12 protein-coding genes and 4 pseudogenes are annotated in these 15,009 nt (G+C 70.0%); 5 read left to right on the top strand and 11 right to left on the bottom strand.

What is annotated here, in order from left to right; all coding sequences use genetic code 11:
• Window positions 1-72 precede the first annotated feature (72 nt).
• From CES90_RS15220 to CES90_RS49525, 4 genes and pseudogenes are all read right to left on the bottom strand, one after another.
• The gene (locus CES90_RS15220; RefSeq protein ID WP_189785404.1) at window positions 73-1,047 is read right to left on the bottom strand and encodes a Rieske 2Fe-2S domain-containing protein; all 975 of its coding nucleotides are present in this window, start codon (window positions 1,045-1,047) and stop codon (window positions 73-75) included.
• A 155-nt stretch (window positions 1,048-1,202) separates the two neighbouring features.
• A pseudogene (locus tag CES90_RS15215) lies at window positions 1,203-1,974 on the bottom strand (serine hydrolase domain-containing protein).
• 27 nt (window positions 1,975-2,001) lie between these two features.
• Window positions 2,002-2,160, bottom strand: coding sequence for a hypothetical protein (locus CES90_RS49530; RefSeq protein WP_232791320.1), 159 nt, complete (start codon window positions 2,158-2,160; stop codon window positions 2,002-2,004).
• Between the two features lie 267 nt (window positions 2,161-2,427).
• A pseudogene (locus CES90_RS49525) lies at window positions 2,428-2,586 on the bottom strand (DNA-binding response regulator); the annotation flags it as partial.
• Between the two features lie 8 nt (window positions 2,587-2,594).
• Here CES90_RS49525 and CES90_RS51960 point away from each other — a divergent pair.
• A pseudogene (locus CES90_RS51960) lies at window positions 2,595-2,753 on the top strand (right-handed parallel beta-helix repeat-containing protein); the annotation flags it as partial.
• Between the two features lie 106 nt (window positions 2,754-2,859).
• Here the strand turns inward: CES90_RS51960 and CES90_RS15210 are convergent.
• From CES90_RS15210 to CES90_RS15200, 3 genes are all read right to left on the bottom strand, one after another.
• Window positions 2,860-3,483, bottom strand: a complete 624-nt coding sequence (locus CES90_RS15210; RefSeq protein WP_189785405.1) for a calcium-binding protein — start codon at window positions 3,481-3,483, stop codon at window positions 2,860-2,862.
• A 279-nt stretch (window positions 3,484-3,762) separates the two neighbouring features.
• Window positions 3,763-4,176: a VOC family protein gene (locus tag CES90_RS15205; RefSeq protein ID WP_189785406.1), complete on the bottom strand. Its 414-nt coding sequence runs from the start codon at window positions 4,174-4,176 to the stop codon at window positions 3,763-3,765.
• A 191-nt stretch (window positions 4,177-4,367) separates the two neighbouring features.
• Window positions 4,368-5,366, bottom strand: coding sequence for a LacI family DNA-binding transcriptional regulator (locus tag CES90_RS15200; RefSeq protein ID WP_189785493.1), 999 nt, complete (start codon window positions 5,364-5,366; stop codon window positions 4,368-4,370).
• 364 nt (window positions 5,367-5,730) lie between these two features.
• Between CES90_RS15200 and CES90_RS15195 the strand changes: the two genes are divergently transcribed.
• Window positions 5,731-7,797: an RICIN domain-containing protein gene (locus tag CES90_RS15195; RefSeq protein ID WP_189785407.1), complete on the top strand. Its 2,067-nt coding sequence runs from the start codon at window positions 5,731-5,733 to the stop codon at window positions 7,795-7,797.
• 93 nt (window positions 7,798-7,890) lie between these two features.
• Here CES90_RS15195 and CES90_RS15190 read toward each other — a convergent pair whose 3' ends face one another.
• Window positions 7,891-9,366 carry a serine hydrolase domain-containing protein gene (locus CES90_RS15190; RefSeq protein ID WP_229914096.1) on the bottom strand — a complete coding sequence of 492 codons (1,476 nt, stop codon included), beginning with the start codon at window positions 9,364-9,366 and terminating at the stop codon, window positions 7,891-7,893.
• 175 nt (window positions 9,367-9,541) lie between these two features.
• Here CES90_RS15190 and CES90_RS15185 point away from each other — a divergent pair, with 175 nt between their 5' ends.
• Both CES90_RS15185 and CES90_RS15180 read left to right on the top strand, forming a co-directional pair.
• Window positions 9,542-10,768, top strand: coding sequence for a sensor histidine kinase (locus CES90_RS15185; RefSeq protein WP_189785408.1), 1,227 nt, complete (start codon window positions 9,542-9,544; stop codon window positions 10,766-10,768).
• Window positions 10,759-11,406, top strand: coding sequence for a response regulator (locus tag CES90_RS15180; RefSeq protein ID WP_189785409.1), 648 nt, complete (start codon window positions 10,759-10,761; stop codon window positions 11,404-11,406). The genes CES90_RS15185 and CES90_RS15180 overlap by 10 nt, the downstream gene beginning before the upstream one ends.
• A gap of 167 nt (window positions 11,407-11,573) precedes the next feature.
• Here CES90_RS15180 and CES90_RS15175 read toward each other — a convergent pair whose 3' ends face one another.
• The 3 genes from CES90_RS15175 to CES90_RS15165 form a co-directional block, all read right to left on the bottom strand.
• Window positions 11,574-11,888, bottom strand: coding sequence for an SCO5918 family protein (locus CES90_RS15175; protein ID WP_189785410.1), 315 nt, complete (start codon window positions 11,886-11,888; stop codon window positions 11,574-11,576).
• Between the two features lie 66 nt (window positions 11,889-11,954).
• Window positions 11,955-13,490 carry a DEAD/DEAH box helicase gene (locus tag CES90_RS15170; protein WP_189785411.1) on the bottom strand — a complete coding sequence of 512 codons (1,536 nt, stop codon included), beginning with the start codon at window positions 13,488-13,490 and terminating at the stop codon, window positions 11,955-11,957.
• Between the two features lie 274 nt (window positions 13,491-13,764).
• Complete coding sequence (locus CES90_RS15165) at window positions 13,765-13,968, bottom strand: cold-shock protein (protein WP_149830319.1); 204 nt, start codon at window positions 13,966-13,968, stop codon at window positions 13,765-13,767.
• A gap of 458 nt (window positions 13,969-14,426) precedes the next feature.
• Between CES90_RS15165 and CES90_RS15160 the strand changes: the two are divergent.
• Window positions 14,427-14,786, top strand: a pseudogene (locus tag CES90_RS15160) (MerR family transcriptional regulator); the annotation flags it as partial.
• Between the last annotated feature and the right edge of the window lie 223 nt (window positions 14,787-15,009).

Below are 15,009 nucleotides of genomic sequence, written 5' to 3'. Positions count from 1 at the left end.
CGGCTCACGTCGACGCCATGAGGGAACACGAACTCGCCCACCAAAGGCTTGCGGCTGTCGGTCCAGGCCTCGCTAGGGAAGCCCCGGCGGATAGAACTGCGCGTACCAGCGCCGCAGCGCCTTGATCCCCTTCTCGTGCGTGAGGAGTACGGGCCGCGCCCGGTGGATCTTGTGGTCCCAGATCCTGACCTCCTCGCGCACCTCGCCCAGCGCCTCTCTCCGGAAGAGGAGCTTGAACAGCGGTGTCAGGAACGGGGCCCGGGCGGGCTTGCGGAGGTAGTACAGCATCCGCAGCTCACTCGTCCGGTCGTCGACGGGTGTGGAGAGGGCGACGGCGGTCACCGAGAGGACGGGGCCGTGGGTGCGTACGACCATCACCCCCGGCCCGTACATGAACGCGTCGAAGGTGTTGTCGACGTCCCAGCCGAACACCCGCCGCCGGATCCGGCCCCGCACCTCCGCGAACGGGCCGTCCACCCGCCAGTCCTGGACGGGTGGTTCGGCCTGGCCGTGGATGAAGTGGAAGTGCGACTCGTCGACGATGTTCTCGCGCATCTCCTGGATGTGGATGCGCGCGGTGCAGGTGTCGTCGACCGGCGCGGCGAACTCCCTGGACACCGCTTCCGGTATCTCCGGCACTTCCCACGCCGGTTCGGCCGCCGCCGACTCCCCCTGCGACGTCTGATCCGCCGCCGACTCCCCCGGCGGCCCGGCGTACACGAACACGAGCCCGCTGTGCTCCCGGACCGGGAAGCCGCCGATCGACACCTTTGGCGTCCGGACCGCGAACGGCGCCTCCACGCACCGTCCGTCCGTCCCGAACCGCCACCCGTGGAAGGGGCACTCCACCGTCCCGTCCACCACCTTCCCGCCGACGCCGAGATGGGCGCCGTAGTGGGGACAGTGCGCGTCCCGTACGGCCGCCTGCCCGTCGCTCGCCCGGAACGCGATGAGCGCCCGCCCGAAGTAGTGCAGGTTGACGACCTTGCCCGGCCGTAACTCGGCGCTGCGGAGTACCGCGTACCACCCGTACGGGACGGTCGGCATCGGATAGTCGTCGGCTCGGGGATCACGGGGAAGGTCCGCCAGGGCACTCGCGAAATTGTCATGCTTCCGACACCTCAGCATGGCCCGATGCTAACCGGGGTGGCCTACTCCCATACGATCAACTACCCTTGAAATCAAGGAAGTTACCGGACGGTTTACGTCCTCCCGTAGGTCGCCACCATCACACTCTGAGCCACCTTGTTCATGTCCTGCCCCTTCGCATCCGTGGCGTTGACGCTGTAGACGAGGGTGCGGGAGCCGTCGCGGGTGGAGGCGATGACCGTGGTGTAGCCCCAGCGGCCGCCCGTCTTGCCCCAGACCTCACGGCCGCCGAGCTTCTTCATCGAGAGGCCGACGGAGTACGCGGCCGGGGCGCCGGTCTTGAAGTCCGTCACCTGCGGCAGCGTGAACATCTCCTCCAGCGGCGGCCCACGCCGCACGATCCGCCCCTGGAACAGGGCGTTCGTGAACCGCTCCAGATCCGCCGTGGTCGAGATGATGGCACCGGCCGCCCAGCCGTCCGTCGTCCCCCACACGGTGACGTCCCGCAGCCCGGTCGTCCCGTCGTCCCGTCGTCCAGTCGTCCCGTTTCATCCGCTGGCAGCCGTGGTTGTGCGGTCCGACGATGCGCGGGTTCGTCCCCGGGTAGTACGTGCCGCGCAGCCCCAGCGGCTTCAACACCCGCCGGGAGACCTGGTTCTCGTACGAGTCACCTGTCACGCGCTCGACCAGCAGACCGGCGATCGTGTACCCGATGTTGAGGTAGTGCTGCTGCTCGCCCGGCGCGAACTCGGGCTCTGAGCGGGCGGCGCGGCCCAGATCGAGTCTGCCCTCGGCGGCCAGCTGCAGCGCGACGGCCGCCGTGAACCCCTTGGTCACGGAACCGGCCCGGAAGCGGGTGTTCGGATCGGCCGACCGGTTCGTCACCAGGTCGTGTACGCCCGAACTGCCCCGTCAGGTTCCCTCACTACCGCCGACCCGCACGAGCGCGGCGGTGGCGTCGGCGGTGGGGAGGCCGGCTATGGCGGATTCGAGGGCGGGGTTGGTGACCTGGGGTGTGGGTGGGGGCGAGGGTGGTGGCGGGCAGCGTGCGGGTCGGGTCGTGCTCCTCATGGTCAACTCCGTGGATGCGAGCCGTTGTCGGTGATGAGCCCCATCCTTCTGACCAGCGGCTTTCAGCGGATCCCCAGCACGGCCGGTCTCCCGGCCCGGATTCCCCCCACTCCCTCGCCCACGCGGGGGAGGAACCCGCCCCCGGGCCTCCCCCACCCGGGGGATCCCGTCCGGCGCCGGTAATTGGCAGTTCCGTCTCACCGGCACACCGTTTCATACCGGACAAATCGCTCTATATGAGACATGCAGCTGAGACAAATCTGCCAATTACCGACCTTCACCAGCACCGGCCCCAGTACCGGTGTCGTCGCCGGCGGCGATCAAGCCCGTCTCGTATGCGCAGATCACCGCCTGGATACGGTCGCGGAGGCCCAGCTTGGCGAGGACGTTACCGACGTGGGTCTTCCCCGTGTGGTCGCTGACGACTGCGCCGCCGCCACACCAGCGGTACGAACGACCGGATCATCGGCAACTCCGACAGCTCCAACCAGTTCTGGTCCGGTACGAACGGGTCGCGCTGCTCGTCGTACTCCGGCGCGCTGGGCTGGTCCTTCGCCTCGGACGGGAGGCTGGTGGTGACGTTCGGCGGCTGAGTCCACGGAGGAAGTGAGCATGAACTGACGGGGTGCCGGGCGCTTCTCATGAACCCATGAACCCATGAGCCCGGCACCCCTTCGGTGTGACCCCATCGGTGTGGGGTCAGCTCTCGCAGCCGTCCCGCAGGTCGTTGACGTCACCTGTGCAGACGTCACTGCCCGCGTCGCCGTAACTGCGGTCGTTGCCGGGCGTGAAGTCGCCGGCGTCGATGCGGTCGTTGCCGTCTCTGCCGAACATGGTGTCGTCGCCGGCGCCACCGGTGATGTTGTCCCGCGCGGGGCCGCCGAAAATGGTGTCGTGCCCGGCGTTGCCGTTCAGGAAGGTCTGCGCGGTGACGTCCACGCCCATCGTGAGGATGTCGTCGCCCGTGCCGCCGTTGATCTCGGAGGGCAGGCTGCCCCGCACGAGGACCGTGTCGCCGAGGTCTTTGGCGTTGACGAGGAGGGTGCGGCCGTCGTACGGGCAGACGACCGTGTCGCGGTCGGTCCGGGTGCAGCCGCCGCCCGCGGTGACGGTGTCGCCGTTGTCGTCAATTCTGACGGAGTTGCCGGACCGGGTGATGAAGAGCTCGTTCCGCTTCCCGTCCACGGCGGTGACCCTGATGTAGTTCGAGTCGATGGTCACCCCGGTGGCGGCGTGTGCCTGTCCGGCCGACAGCGCCATCGCCGCGCCCAACACCGTGGCCGTCACCGCGGCCTGTAACCCCTTGCGCGTTGCGTCCTTCAACGCTCCTCCTGTCCCGTCATGGATACGAGCCGGTCTTGCCGTGCTCCATCCTGGGCACCGATCGGCGCGGGGACATGGGGGAGGATCCCCCAACTACCGGAACCGGCACGGGTGGTTTGGGTGATGCGTCCCGCCCCTTGGAGCATGCACGTCCGCGCCTCGGCGGCGCGGGACAGCCGGGCGGTGATCTCGGCGAACCAGCGTGCCCCCCGACGATGCCTCGGAACAGTTCGGGGCGCCGGGTGCTCTTTTCGGCGCGCCGCCCGCCTTCTTACGCCATCAGCCTTGCGCCTGACTGATGTTGACCATCCACGGGGTGCCGAACCGGTCCGTGCACATGCCGAAGACGTCGCCCCACATCTGCTTCTCCAGGGGGACCGACACCGAGCCGCCTTCCGACAGCTTCTCCCAGTAGCCGCGCAGCTCGGTGTCGTCGTCGCCGCTCAGGCTCACGGTGATGTTGTTCCCGGCGTTGTGCGGCATGCCGGGTGGGGTGTCCGACGCCATCAGCGTGAAGCCGTTCGGCGTCTCCAGCATGGCGTGCATGATCTTGTCGGCGTTGGGTGCGTCCGGCTGGCCGTACTCCCCGAAGGTGTTCAGCGCCGGCGTGCCGCCGAAGACCTCCTGGTAGAACTCCATCGCCTGCCGGGCGTCACCGTCGAAGCTGATGTACGGATTGAGTCGTGAGGCCATCGAGACCCTCCCTGAAAGGGGCGGACAGTCACTTCTGCGGAGACTAGCCGGGGCCACTGACAACGGCATGCCGAGCTCGTACGGGTGATCCAAGGGCGCGTTGTTCGGCCGTGGTGCTGTTGGTGGCCGGGTGTCGGCAGCGGCCGGCGGACGCCGAGCCCGCGTTCGCGCCGCCGACCGCCTGCGATGACCTACCGGAGGAGGCGGGCCGGCGGCGGTGCCGTGCTGGCGCGGTGTACCAGGCGGGTGGGGACGAGGGTCGTGCCGTGTTCCGGCAGGTCCTGGCGCATCTTGGTCAGGACGCCCGCCACACACAGCCTCCCCACCTCCGCGAAGTCCTGATGGATGGTGGTGAGGGGCGGAAGGAACGAAGAAGCCTCGGGAATGTCGTCGAAGCCGATGACGCTGACGTCGCCCGGGACCTCGCGTCCGCGTTCGTGGAGGGCGCGGAGCAGGCCCAGGGCCATCTGGTCGTTGGCGGCGAAGACCGCCGTGCAGTCCGGCCGGTCGGCCAGCCGCAGCCCGGCCCGGTAGCCGGACTCCGCCGACCAGTCGCCGCGTACCAGGGGCGGCGGGGTCCTGCCCGCCTCGGTGAGCGTCTCGCGCCACGCGTTGGCCCGGCGCTGCGCGGCGAAGGAGTCCTCGGGGCCGGCCAGATGCCACACCGTCCCGTGCCCGAGGTCCAGGAGGTGGCGTACGGCGTCGCGCGCGCCGCCCGCCTGGTCGGTGTCGACCACGGTGTAGTGGTCACCGGCGTCCGAGTCGGCGACCACGACCGGGACGCCGGGCGGCAGGGAGACCGTCGCCGCGTCCAGCAGATGGGTCTCCAGGATGACGATGACGGCGTCGACGGCGAGTTCGCCCAGGCGGGAGAAGGCGCCGTTCACCTCGTCCTGGGTGGGGACCGCGACGGGCAGGAGCGTGACCGCGTACCCCTGCCGGGCGGCGGATGTGGCGATCGCGTCGAGGGTGCGGATGTTGCCCATGGTGGACAGGGAGAAGGTGATCACGCCCAGCGTGCGGAACTCGCCCCGGCGGAGCGCCCGCGCCGCGCTGTTGGGCCGGTAGCCCAGCTCCCGCATCGCGGCCCGCACCTGCCGCCGGGTCTCCTCGGTCACCCCCGGGAATCCGTTGGAGACCCGGGAGACCGTCTGGGCGGACACACCGGCCAGCCGGGCGACGTCACCCATGGACGGGCCCTGGCGGGGGCGGGCGGCGCGTTGCTTCGTCGTGGGCGCGGTGCTCGTCCTGGCGCCCTCGTCCGTCCCGCTGTCGCCGTCAGCCGCTCTGTCGGCGTCGTCCCCCTTGTTCATCGCGTTCCCCAGTTTCCCCGGTTTCCCCAGACTCCCCGGATTCCCCGGAAGTGACCGGGAAGGACTGCTTGACCGCCGAGATTCGGACAGTGTAGACATCGCGCGAGTGAATGTTTACGTAAACATTCTCTCGTACAAGACCATCGAGAGCGAACGAACCGCACCGAACCGCACCCTCGCGGGCCCCGATCTCTCGTGTCGCGCCGGGACGCGCGGCACGTGGAAGAGTTGGAGTACTCGAATGGCACACCGCACCCGCACGAGACGGCTCCTCGGGGCCATCGGCGTCACCGCCCTCGCGACCGGGACCGTCATGGCCACCACCTCCCTGCCGGTCGCGTACGCCGAGACGGCCGCGGCGGGCGCCTCGGTCACCGTCCGGCCCGACCCCTCCTACAAGGGGGAGAGCTTCGAGGGCTGGGGCACCAGCCTGGTGTGGTTCGCCAACGCCACCGGCGACTACCCGCCCGAGATACGGGAGAAGCTCGCCGACCTCCTCTTCGGCGAGGACGGCCTCAACCTGAACATCGCCCGCTACAACATCGGCGGCGGCAACGCCCCGGACGTCAAGGACTACCTCCGTGCGGGCGGCGCGGTCGAGGGCTGGTGGAAGGCGCCGGCGGGCACCACCCGCGAGGACGTCGACTGGTGGAGCGCCGACGACAAGAAGGACTGGAACAAGAACGCGGACGCCACCCAGCGCTGGTGGGTGGACCGCATCAAGAACGACATCAACCACTGGGAGACGTTCAGCAACTCCCCGCCGTGGTTCATGACGGTCAGCGGTTACGTCTCCGGCGGCTTCGACTCCTCGAAGGACCAGCTCAAGGAGGAGTCCGTCGACGACTTCGCCAAGTATCTGGTGGGCGCCACCGAGCGGCTGGAGAAGGCGCACGGCATCAAGGTCGACACGCTCGACCCGTTCAACGAGCCGAACACCGACTACTGGGGTACGAAGCTGGGGGCCGACGGTCAGCCGACGGGGGGCCGCCAGGAGGGCGCCCACATCGGTCCCGAGCTCCAGCAGAAGGTGATCAAGGAGCTCGGCCCGGTCCTGGAGAAGTCCCGTACGCACGCGGAGATCTCCGCGATGGACGAGACCAACCCCGGCATCTTCGCCACCAACTGGAACTCGTACCCCCAGGAAGTGCGCGACCTCGTCGGCCAGATGAACGTCCACACGTACGGCACCGGCCAGCGCACCACCGTGCGCGACCTGGCCAAGGCCGCCGACAAGCCGCTGTGGATGAGCGAGGTCGAGGGCGACTGGGGCGACGGGCAGAGCTTCACCGACATGCGGCCCGGCCTGGGCCTCGCCCAGCGCATGGTCGACGACCTGCGGGAACTGGAGCCCAAGGCCTGGGTGTTCTGGCAGCCGGTCGAGGACTACGACAACATGAAGCCCGGCGGCGAGTCCGCGAAGGGCGGAAACTGGGGCTCCATCCAGCTGTCGTTCGGCTGCGACTCCGCGGACACCCTCGAAACGTGCCCGATCTACACGAACACCAAGTTCGACACCGCCCGTAACTTCACCCACTACATCAAGCCCGGCGACCGGCTGATCAAGACCAACGACACCTCCAGCACCGCCGCGGTCGCCAAGAGGGGCGACAAGGCCACCGTCGTCCACGTCAACAGCACCACCGCCGCCCGCGACGTCACCCTCGACCTGTCCAGGTTCGGCAAGGTCTCGTCCCGCGCGACCGTCACCGCGGTCGTGACCGACGCCGACGGCAAGCTGGTCAAGCAGCAGCCGGTCCGGGTCACCGGCAAGCAGGCCACCGTCACGGTCCCCGCCCAGTCCGTGACGAGCTTCCTCGTCAAGGGCGTCTCCGGTGTCGCGAAGAACCAGGCCGAGCTCCAGGACGGCCACAGCTACCGGCTGACCGGCGTCCAGAGCGGCAAGGACCTCAGCATCGGCGCCAACGGCAAGAGCCTCGTCATCAAGTCCGCCGCCAACGGCGGTACGCAGTGGCAGCTGGACCGCGTCGGCCATGGCGCCGCCGGCAACCGCACGCGGTACGTCCTCACCGACCCCGCGAGCGACAAGCGCCTCGCCATCCGCGACGGCGCCCTGGTCGCCGAGCCCGCCGACGGCCGCTGCGACACCGCCGCCCAGTGGATCATGTCCACCACCGGTGACAGCACCTGGACCCTCGTCAACGCCGCCACCGGCCAACTCCCCGACGTCTCCGGCCAGTCCACCAGCGAGGGCGCCGGCGTCGGCATCTGGTGGCCCAACTCCGGCTCCAACCAGCGCTGGAAGCTCACGGACGTGACCACCACCGCGACTTCGTCGACCTCGTAACGCAGGCTTTCCGGCCTACAGAGAGCCCCAGGTCGCTGACCTGGGGCTCTCTCATGCAGCGGGCACCGCGAACCGACCCCTGCTCTCGTCGGCTCAGCCACTGCGGGCCGGTCGCCGACGGCGGAGAACAGCGACACCCCGGGCGGTGACGACGGCCGTGGAGGCGAGGGCCGCCGTGGCTGTGCAGATGAACAGGGCCGGCCAGGCGTGGGCGGTTTGGGTCAGGGTTCCGACGCGGTTCATCAACAGGCCCAGCAGAGTGGCCAGCTGGGTCAGCAGGAGGATCGGGAGGGTGTGGGGGAGGAGGCGCAGGGTCACGCGCCACCATGGGCGGCGTGCCGTGCGTCCGGCCCAGCGGCGGGCGCGTAGGACGCCGGTGGTGCCCAGGGCCGCCGCCAGCAGGGTGAGGGCCGCCAGGTACCAGTCGGCCGTCATCGAGAAGGGGGCGGCCACCTCGGGGTGCCTGCCTTGGGCCAGGTCGACCAGGCCCTGGGTGATCTGCGGGGCGTCGTCGCCGGAGATCAGGCCCGTGTTGGTGACGACCGCGATGCCGGTGCCGCTGTCGGGCAGCAGGGTCGCCATGGCGTTGTGGGTGAGGAGTTGGCCCGTGTGCTCGATCCGGGCGTGCTCGCCGGCTTCCCGGTCCATCGACCAGCCCATGGCGTAGTCGGTGTCCTTCGTCGTCTTCGGTGGGGTGTGCGTCAGCTCGATGGTGTCCGCGGTGGCGATACGGCGGCCGTCCGCGGAGACGCCGTCGTTGTTCTGGACGATCAGCCACCGGGCCAGGTCCTCCGCGGTGGTGACCACGCCGTGGCCGCCCGCCGCGAACCAGCGCGGGTGCGGGCGGGAGAACGTCGTCCCGTAGGCGCGGACATGGCCGCGGGCCTCGTCGGGCATCTCCGTCGTCGAGTCGACGGACTCCGTGTCCGTCATGCCCAGCGGCTCGAAGAGTTCGGTGGAGAGGTGGTCGGCGAAGGGACGACCGCCCACCACCTCGACCAGGCGGGCCGCGACGAAGTAGTTGGGGTTGTGGTAGCGGTACCGGGTGCCCGGCCTGGTGTCCAGGCGCGCGCCGCGCATCGCGGCCACCGCCTCCCTGAGGGTGTGCGGTTGGGCGCGGGTCAGGTCCGGGTACGTCGCGTCGGCCATGCCGGAGGTCTGCGTCAGCAGCTGCCGGACGGTGATGTCCCCGGACCGCCGGTCAGCCATCGTGAACTCCGGCAGGTACTGGTGCACCGGGCGGTCCAGGTCGACCTTGCCCGCCTCGACCAGCCGCATCACGGCGAGCGCGGTCATGGCCTTGGAGAGGGACGCCACCGGTACGCGTGTCCGAGCCGTCATGGTCTTCCCGGAGGCGGTACGGCCGTAGCCCGCCGTGTGGACGACCCGGTCACCTCTCGTTACGGCCACCACCGCGCCCGGCAGCCGGGTCTGCTCCACGTAGTCGCGTACGAATCGGTCGATGGAGGCCGCGTTGAGGGTGGCGGCGGGGCGGGCGGCGGACGGCGGGGCGGAGGAGGCCGGTACGGCGGTCGTCGCCGCGATGCCCAACGCGGCCAGCACAGCCATGAGTCCACGGCGCGGACCCAGTCCCCGGCGTCCGCGCCGGCCCCCGTTCAACAGCTTCATGGTCATGGCGCCCAGTGCACCGGCCCGGCCCCGGTCCGCGCACTGGCGTACGGGGGAGTTCGAAGGTAGTGCCCGCACTACCGACCGAAGATCCACGGCTGGTTACTGTCGAGGAATGCGACATCGGACCGCCTGGCAGGCGCTCGGCCAGAACCCGCTGAAGGTGCTCGGCTCCAGCTGGCCCTGGCGGTCGCTGGCCTATCTGCTGTCCGGGGTGGTGTCGGGTTCCGTCATCACGGTCGTCCTCGTGCTCATGCTGGCGGCGGGGCTGGTCGGGCTGGTCGTGCTGGTGGGGGCCGTGGTGCTGGTCGGGGTCGTGCTGTCGGGGGTCGCCGTGACCCGGTTCGAGCGGTGGCGGCTGCGGCTGGTGGATCTGGACCCGGTACCGGATCCGCACCGGGCCCCGGAGCGGCCGGGGCTCGTCGGATGGGTACGGACGCGGTTGCTGGAGCCCGCGACCTGGCGGGAGCTGGGGTTCACCGCGGTGTCGGCGACCGCGCTGTGGTGGATGGACCTCCTCGTCCTCTGCTTCGCCCTGGGGCTCCCGATATCCGTGATGACGTCGCCGATCGACGATCCCGGCGCCTGGCCGCTGGTGATCGTCGGGCTCTGTCTGCTCGCCGCCGCGCCGTACACCATCACCGCGTGGGCCGGTGCCCGGGCCGCCGTCACCCGGCTCATGCTGGCGCCGCGCGACAGCGAACTGGGCCGCGAACTGACCGACGTACGAGCCTCCCGGGCCCGTCTGGTCGACGCCTTCGACGCGGAGCGGCGCCGGATCGAACGGGATCTGCACGACGGGGCGCAGCAACGGCTGGTCTCGCTCAACGTGCTGCTCGGGCTGGCCCGCCTCGACGCGGAGCCGGACTCGCCGCTGGCCGGTCAGCTCGCCCAGGCCCAGGAACAAGTCACGCTCGCCGTGGAGGAGTTGCGTGAGCTCAGCCGTGGCGTCCACCCCAAGGCCCTGACCGACCAGGGGCTGGAGGCGGCGGTCGGGAACCTCGCGGCCCGCTCCGCCCTGCCCGTCACGGTCGACATCCGCCTGCCGCACCGTATGCCCGTCTCCGTGGAGACCACGGCGTACTTCGTGATCGCCGAGGCCCTGACCAACGCCGTCAAGCACAGCCGCGCGGTCCGGGTCGAGGTGCACGCCCGGCTGCACACCGACGTCCTCACCCTGACGGTCGTCGACGACGGTGTCGGCGGCGCCGAGCACCGCGCGGGCAACGGCAGTGGGCTGATCGGCCTCGCCGACCGCGTCGCCGCCGCGGACGGCAGACTGCGGCTGTCCAGCCCGCCGGGCGGGCCCACTTCCCTGCACGTGGAGCTGCCGTGTCGCTGAACGTCGTACTCGCCGAGGACTCCCCACTCATGCGGGACGGCCTCGTCGGCGTGCTCACCCGCTTCGGGCACAAGGTGCTCGCCGCCGTCGGAGACGCGGACGCGCTGATCGGCGCCGTCCGGGAGCACGATCCCGACATCGTCGTCACCGACGTCCGTATGCCGCCGGACAACACCGACGACGGTCTGCGCGCCGCCATCGCCCTGCGCGCCGAGCGTCCCGCCCTGCCGGTCCTCGTCCTCAGCCAGTACATCGAGCAGTCCTACGCCGCCCATCTACTTGACCTCGGCAGCGACACCGGCGTCGGCTACCTCCTCAAGGACCGGGTCAGCGCCGTCGGCGAGTTCGTCGACGCGGTCGTCCAGGTCGCCGGGGGCGCGACGGTCGTGGACCCCGAGGTGGTCCGCCAACTCCTCAACCGCCGCCGTGACCCCCTCGCCCGCCTCACCCCGCGAGAACGCGAGGTCCTCGCCCTCATGGCCGAGGGCCGCGCCAACGCCGAGATCGCCCGCGAGCTGTACGTCACCGAGGCGGCCGTCAACAAGCACGTCAGCGGCATCCTCCAGAAACTCGAACTCCACCTCGACGGCCAGGGCCACCGCCGAGTCCTCGCAGTCCTCGCGTACCTGCGCGCCTGAACGACGGGACCCGCGCCGCCCGGTGTGCCCATGACCTTCCCGCACGCCACCCTCGCCGGCAGTCCCAGCCGCGCCGAGCTGGAGTCCCCCGACGCCCTCGCCCGCTCCCGCGCCGGCCACGCCCGCGGCAAGACGGTCATCGTCCCCTGACCGCCTCAGCCGGCCCGTCACACGTCCCGGGGTACGGGGCTCCCGAACAGTTCCGACGCGGCCTGGAGCGGAGTGGGGGCCGGCACGGGCGCGGCGTCGGGGTGGTCGTGGCAGGTGAAGCCGAGGCGGGTCATGGCCCGGGTGACTTCGCCGCTGGTGAAGTCGCGGCGGTCCTGCCGGGTGATGACTTCGCCCACCTGCTTGGCGGGGTAGCGACGGCGGCCGATGGTCACGGACTCACCCGTGATGGGCTCGGGCGTGATGCCCTTCATCAAGTCCAGTACGCCGTTCTTGGTCAGGTCGAACGGGTAGCGGGCGATGACACAGCGCATGATGCCTCACAGGGGGAAGGAGAGCGGGCTGACCGGGGAGAGGGGGATCAGGGGATGGCGCGGCGCTTACTTGGCGAGCCGACGCCGGCTGCCGGAGCGGCTGCGACGGCCTCGGGACGAAGAGGACGTTGATGACGACGAGGACGACGAGGACGACGAGGACGCCGAGGACCCGGCGCGGCGGGGCCGCTCCACCACCGGCACGGTGATCACGACGGGGACCCCGGAAGGGGCCTGCGCCCCGGTGATGCGGCTCAGCTCCGCTTCACCCGAACGGACGGGGGTGATCCGCGGGGTGACGCCGGCCGAGGCCATCAACCGGGCCATGTCGCGGCGCTGGTCGGGGGTCACCAGGGTCACGACGCTGCCGGACTCGCCGGCGCGGGCCGTACGACCGCCGCGGTGCAGGTAGTCCTTGGGGTCGCTGGGCGGATCGACGTTGACGACGAGATCGAGGTTGTCGACGTGGATCCCGCGCGCCGCGACGTTCGTCGCCACCAGAACCGTCACCTGCCCGTCCTTGAACTGGGCGAGGGTCCGCGTGCGCTGCGGCTGGGACTTGCCCCCGTGCAGGGCCGCGGCGTGGACGCCGCTCTTCAGCAGGTGTTTGGTCAGCCGGTCCACCCGGTGCTTGGTGTCCAGAAACATGATCACCCGGCCGTCCCGGGCCGCGATCTCGGTCGCCGTCCGCTGCTTGTCCGTGTCGTGGACGTGGAGGACGTGGTGCTCCATCGTGGTGACCGCTCCCGCGGACGGATCGACGGAGTGGACGACCGGGTCGGTCAGGTAGCGGCGGACCAGCAGGTCGACGTTGCGGTCCAGGGTGGCGGAGAAGAGCATCCGCTGGCCGTCGGGGCGCACCTGGTCGAGGAGTGCGGTGACCTGGGGCATGAAGCCCATGTCGGTCATCTGGTCGGCCTCGTCGAGGACGGTGATGGCGACGTCGCCCAGACGGCAGTCGTCCCGCTCTATGAGGTCCTTGAGGCGCCCCGGAGTCGCGACGACGACTTCCGCCCCCGTCCGCAGCGCCCCGGCCTGTCTGCCGATCGACATCCCGCCGACCACGGTGGCCAGCCGCAGTCTCACGGAACGGGCGTACGGCGTCAGCGCGTCGGTGACCTGCTGGGCGAGTTCTCGGGTGGGCACGAGCACGAGGGCCAGCGGCTGCCGCGGCTCGGCGCGCTTACCCGCCGTACGGGCCAGCACCGCCAGACCGAAGGCAAGGGTCTTGCCCGAACCGGTGCGGCCACGGCCGAGTACGTCACGTCCGGCCAGCGAGTTCGGCAGGGTCGCAGCCTGGATCGGGAACGGTACGGTCACGCCCTCCTGGACGAGCGCGGCCGTCATCGGTGCCGGCAGGCCGAGCTCGGCGAACGAGTCGACGGCGGCCAACGCGGGTGTCGTCGTCACCGGAAGCGCGAACTCGCCCTGCGGGGAGGCCTGTTGGCGTCCTTGACCGCCTTGACGCGCTTGACCGCCTTGGCCGCCCTTGGAACGGCGCGGAGCACCGGAGCGCTTGGTGCCGGAGCGTTTGGCGGCGGAGCCCATGGCGGCGGAGCTTGCCGAACGGTCGTATGCGCGGGTCGTACGGGTACGGCTCATGCGGGATCCTCGAATTTCCTCGTTGCGGCACGTGGCAAGGAAGTCGCGCGGTGATCGAGACGATCGAGACGATCGAGACGATCGAGACGATCGAGCGGCGCGGAGAATCGCATGAACGAGCCGAAGGCTGTGGGGCGCACCCTCGTGGGGCGCCCGGAAACACAGCGAGCTGGGGCCCGCACCCCAAGAGTGCGGGCCCCAGCTGCGAAGTGGACTGACGTGTGGACTGACGTGGGCGTCAGCGCCGGTGTCAATGCCAGTGTCAACGCTGGTGTCAGGCGGGAACGATGTTCTCGGCCGTCGGGCCCTTCTGGCCCTGCGCGATGTCGAACGACACCTTCTGGCCTTCCTGCAGCTCGCGGAAGCCCTGGGTGGCGATGTTCGAGTAGTGGGCGAAGACGTCGGGGCCGCCGCCGTCCTGCTCGATGAAGCCGAAGCCCTTTTCCGAGTTGAACCACTTCACGGTGCCGGTAGCCATTTGTTTCTCCTTCGGGACGGTGTTCGGGGTCCGCACTGCGCGGATCCCGGTCGCCGTGATGATCACTCCGTCGGAAAAACCGTCCGGCAACCACAACTGCAACTGGCGTCGACACTACCACGGCAGGATTGCGCAAGCTGTGAAAAATTACCCGCCGTGAATCGTTACCGACGGCCTGTCGGCCGAGGTTGACCGCTGCCACCGACCGAGGAATATTCCGCGCGCGGCACGGTGATTTCTCCCTTCGCGACGACAGATATTGCCCGCCCTTACGGCCGACCCACGTGTCCGACGACCTGCCGCCACAGCCCGGCGCGGCCTGCGTCTGCGCTCGTCGCCCCACCACGCCTGGTCTCGCCGCACCAGAAATCCTCCCGGCGCGACTAGAGTTCCCCTGCAGGGGAACCCGCTTCCCTGCGGCGGGCCGTGTCCCCCGGGCAGCCCGCGGGAAGGCGCACATGCCATTGCCATCGGAGAGCAGGCCGCACACCGCAGACGGGCCGACCGTCACCGACCGGCTCGACGACGACCACTACCCGGCGTACACCATGGGCAGGGCCGCCGAGCTGATCGGTGCCACGCCCGGTTTTCTCCGTGCCCTCGGCGACACACGGCTGATCACTCCGACCCGGTCGGAAGGCGGTCACCGCCGCTACTCACGTCACCAACTGCGCATCGCGGCCCGCGCCCGCGAACTCGTCGACCAGGGGACGCCCATCGAGGCCGCCTGCCGCATCGTCGGCCTGGAGGACCAGCTGGAGGCGGCGCAGCGCGCCAACGACGAGATGCGCCGCGCGGCGGACGCGGCCGAGCAGCACACCGAGGCCACCGAGGACGGCGATAGAAAATCTCTGGCCGCCGAACCAGATATCCACCGGGATCCGGAAAAGTTTTCTTGCCGCCCACGCAGACGACAACTTACCCGGACTGTTTAATCGCGCGCGAGCAATGGTATTCCTGCTAGGCTCGACTCCAGTTGCAGGTGTGATTTCCATTCGCATTTCCGGTTTCCCGGGCAGTGGTCATCATCACGGCGATGAG

It is taken from the genome of Streptomyces capitiformicae (genome assembly GCF_002214185.1).
GTDB lineage: Bacteria > Actinomycetota > Actinomycetes > Streptomycetales > Streptomycetaceae > Streptomyces > Streptomyces capitiformicae.
Note: the sequence above shows the minus strand (reverse complement) of the source record. Positions and strands in the feature narration are given on the sequence as shown.

Bases quoted from the DNA above. Each gene is read 5' to 3' on its own strand.
- CES90_RS15165 (WP_149830319.1), bottom strand. From the start codon at position 13,968: ATGGCTACCGGCACCGTGAAGTGGTTCAACTCGGAAAAGGGCTTCGGC.
- CES90_RS15185 (WP_189785408.1), top strand. From the start codon at position 9,542: ATGCGACATCGGACCGCCTGGCAGGCGCTCGGCCAGAACCCGCTGAAG.
- CES90_RS15170 (WP_189785411.1), bottom strand. From the start codon at position 13,490: ATGAGCCGTACCCGTACGACCCGCGCATACGACCGTTCGGCAAGCTCC.
- CES90_RS15175 (WP_189785410.1), bottom strand. From the start codon at position 11,888: ATGCGCTGTGTCATCGCCCGCTACCCGTTCGACCTGACCAAGAACGGC.
- CES90_RS49530 (WP_232791320.1), bottom strand. From the start codon at position 2,160: ATGAGGAGCACGACCCGACCCGCACGCTGCCCGCCACCACCCTCGCCC.
- CES90_RS15205 (WP_189785406.1), bottom strand. From the start codon at position 4,176: ATGGCCTCACGACTCAATCCGTACATCAGCTTCGACGGTGACGCCCGG.
- CES90_RS15220 (WP_189785404.1), bottom strand. From the start codon at position 1,047: ATGCCGACCGTCCCGTACGGGTGGTACGCGGTACTCCGCAGCGCCGAG.
- CES90_RS15200 (WP_189785493.1), bottom strand. From the start codon at position 5,366: ATGGGTGACGTCGCCCGGCTGGCCGGTGTGTCCGCCCAGACGGTCTCC.
- CES90_RS15195 (WP_189785407.1), top strand. From the start codon at position 5,731: ATGGCACACCGCACCCGCACGAGACGGCTCCTCGGGGCCATCGGCGTC.
- CES90_RS15190 (WP_229914096.1), bottom strand. From the start codon at position 9,366: ATGGCTGTGCTGGCCGCGTTGGGCATCGCGGCGACGACCGCCGTACCG.